Below are 3,285 nucleotides of genomic sequence, written 5' to 3'. Positions count from 1 at the left end.
TTAATGACAAATGCAGAAGTCCTATTTTTAGATGAGCCAACTTTAGGATTAGATTTTCAAAGTTCAAAGCAACTTTGTAAAAAAATTAAACAACTTTCAACAGAACAGAATAAAACGATTATTTTAACCTCACACCAAGCAGAGATTATAGAATTACTAGCAGACTATGTGATTGTGATTGACGAAGGAAAGGTTGTCTATAAGGGAGATTATCAGAACTTCTTGCAACAAGTCCCACATTCACAAGAATTTGAAGCTGTTATTGAGGGAGAAGTAATTCATCAAGAGCTTCAATGTCGCATTGAAAAAGGAAAATCATACATGAAACGGAATTCTATTGACGAATTAACAGCACTTTTAGTAAAGCATAACTTGATGTCTCATTTAATCAAGATTGAGAAATTAAGTCCTACGGTTGAAGAAACACTGGACTATTTCTATAGTCAAAGAGGAGGAACTCATCATGAAGTTATTTAAGGCAGAATTATGGAAATATTTACATGAAGTACGCACTTATTATCCTGATCATATTGTGAGTATTGTGGTTACTACGATTGTGTTCTATATGTTTTTATTAGTTCAACATCAACAAATGAATCAAAGTTATGTAGGATTTGTTTATTGGTATTTGTTGAGTTCGGTTATTAGTGAAGCAGCAGTCTCTGTGTCTTCAGAGAAGCAAATGGGAATCTTAGATCAACTGATTATTAAACCATTTCCTTTTGAACAGCTGATTATAGTAAGAACATTAGTGTGGTTGATTGTTAATCTCATCAAAGTAGCTGTTGTATCAATTATCTTGAGTGCCATTCTTTCAATTCAAATTTCATTCAGTGGGTGGTATATTGTCATCTTCTTATTAACCACTGTTGGAGTGTTTGGCTTTACTTTAGTATTAGTAGCATTGACGTTAAAATATACTAAGACAGCATCATTTGATTCGATTATTTCTTATGCACTATTATTTTTCACTGGAGCTATTTTACCTCATGATATGATGCCTGAATGGGCAATTTTGATTGGTCGATTTCTTCCTATTTCTCTAGGAATTGAAATGACACAATCTCTGATTCAAGGAGGAAGAGTTACTTTGATGGAGTACTTATTATTAGCCGGTCAGTCAGTATTTTTCTTGGTAATTGGTTATGTCTTATTTAAGAAAATTTACCAATCTAGTAAGAAAGCAGGGATTGATAGAAGTTATTAATGTTATGAGTGAGTATCTCCGCATCTAATTTATAGACTGTTGTTTATTATATTTAATATCTAGACTTGATTTGGAAACACTTGAAAAGTTTTAAAAGAGTGGGTGACTTTATGGGTAAAGAAGTTATTAAATTAATTGATATTGAGATGTCTTTTGCAGATAAAACCTTGTTTCATGTTGATAAATTAACCGGTCATATTGGAGAAGTTATTGGAATTGTAGGTAATAATGGAGTAGGTAAAACAACATTATTAAATATTATTTGCGGTAATACAAAATCTACTAAGGGTAGAATAATCTGTGATGTGTTATGTAAAAAGTTTGATCAAAATTGGTTTTCAAATAATGATTATACAAATTTAAATCATAGTGCTGGTGAACAGCAAAGAGATTTCCTATATAAAATGCTTTGTACAAAACAAGGTTGTTTATTATTAGATGAACCAACTAATTTTATGGATATTCAGACGAGAGAGAACTTAATTAAAACGATTAAATCATATAAAAATGGGATCATTATTATAGCTAGTCATGATCGCTATTTTTTAAAAAATGTTGTGACTAAAATATGGGATATTGAGAATAAAGAAATCAGAGAGTATATTGGTACCTATGAAGATTATGTAAAGCAAAAAGAACTTCATCTGTTAAAACAACAATATGAAAAAGAAGAATATATTAGAGAGAAAAAACATTTAGAAACGATTATTCTAAATAATAAAGAGCAAAGATTGCGCCTAGAAAAAAATAAAAATACAAAGCCGTTTGAAAAACCTAGTCGATTAGCTGCAACCAAAGATAAAAGTACAGCTGTAAAGCGAATTGATCGGACAATAAAAAATGTTGAAAAGCGATTAGATAGTTTGGGTGAAATCAATGATATACCTATTGTACAAACAATCCATTTTCCTGAAGGCAATTTTAGAGAATTACATAATAAATATCCTATAAGAGCTGAATTGCTAAATCTCTATTATGAAGATAAACAATTATTGAAAAATGTTAGTTTTCAATTTGCAAATAAATTAAAAATTGCAATTACTGGGAAAAATGGTTCTGGTAAGTCTACATTAATAAAGAATATACTAGATAACCATCCAAATATTATACTTTCTAAAATGATCAAATTTTCAGTTTTTAAACAATTTCATTTTGATGTTGGAAGTACAAAAAATCTTATAAATTATTTACAAGAAGATTCTAATTTTTCAAGACAAGATATTATAAATTTATTGAGGGATATTGGGATAGACGCATCATTATTGAATGTACCAATCAATAAATTAAGTGGTGGGCAGAGAACTAGAATAGAATTATTAAAAGTATTCATTAAAGATGCCAATGTTGTAATATTAGATGAACCTACAAATTCACTAGATATGATTAGTATAAGAGCGCTGGAGGTATTGATAAAAAATTATCCTGGGCTAGTGATTTTTGTTTCTCATGATATGGAATTTGTAAAAAATTGTGCAGACGAAATTTATAATATTGAAAATAAATCATTGAAAAGATATAAATAATAAAATTATAAAGTTCATCTTTAATATGGTAGAAAAGACAATGTTTGAGTTAATAGATATATGTTTTATTTGAGGAAAACTAACATTACATGCTCAAAGAATTATTGATATTATGGAAATTCTAAATAGAGATTTATAAATGCCATGTAGTCTTGTTACAAATGGTACATTAAGTAATAAGAATATCCTAAAGAAGATAATTCAATGTGGATCAAAAGATTTTCTTATTACGCTAGATAAAAAATAATTCTTTAAGAATGTACAGCATCTCAAAAATTTGACATAAAAAATCTAACCTTTAGAGTTCACTTCATTCATTAGGCTTTTTCAGGAGGAAATAATGGTTTATTATATCAAAAAAATTAAAAATGTTATTTTAATTCAACTGCTCTTTCACGTACTTTATACTTCCACTAATGTTGTTATACCGTATTTAAATAAGGTGTTGTTTGATAGAGTATTAATTGAGGGTAATGAACTTCTTATAAAATTAATCGTTTGTTATCTCTTAGCGATTGTATGTAACTCGTTATTTCAATATATATCACAAGTATA

General features: G+C 28.4%; 3 protein-coding genes and 1 pseudogene. All 4 read left to right on the top strand.

The genetic code is table 11. The features are described from left to right. Positions 1 to 477: pseudogene (locus tag RWN11_RS07825) on the top strand (hypothetical protein); the annotation flags it as partial. Further along, positions 464 to 1,207: an ABC transporter permease gene (locus RWN11_RS07820; protein ID WP_314161173.1), complete on the top strand. Its 744-nt coding sequence runs from the start codon at positions 464 to 466 to the stop codon at positions 1,205 to 1,207. The pseudogene RWN11_RS07825 and the gene RWN11_RS07820, both read left to right, overlap by 14 nt. 110 nt (positions 1,208 to 1,317) lie before the next feature. Continuing rightward, the gene (locus tag RWN11_RS07815) at positions 1,318 to 2,730 is read left to right on the top strand and encodes an ATP-binding cassette domain-containing protein (RefSeq protein ID WP_314161172.1); all 1,413 of its coding nucleotides are present in this window, start codon (positions 1,318 to 1,320) and stop codon (positions 2,728 to 2,730) included. Positions 2,731 to 3,070: 340 nt separating this feature from the next. After that, the coding region (locus tag RWN11_RS07810; protein WP_314161171.1) for a hypothetical protein at positions 3,071 to 3,285 on the top strand (215 nt) is incomplete at its 3' end.

The sequence above is a fragment of the uncultured Gemella sp. genome (assembly GCF_963519265.1).
Taxonomy (GTDB): Bacteria; Bacillota; Bacilli; order Staphylococcales; family Gemellaceae; genus Gemella.
This window is presented reverse-complemented; position numbering and strand designations above follow the sequence as displayed.

Bases quoted from the DNA above. Each gene is read 5' to 3' on its own strand.
- RWN11_RS07820 (WP_314161173.1), top strand. From the start codon at position 464: ATGAAGTTATTTAAGGCAGAATTATGGAAATATTTACATGAAGTACGC.
- RWN11_RS07815 (WP_314161172.1), top strand. From the start codon at position 1,318: ATGGGTAAAGAAGTTATTAAATTAATTGATATTGAGATGTCTTTTGCA.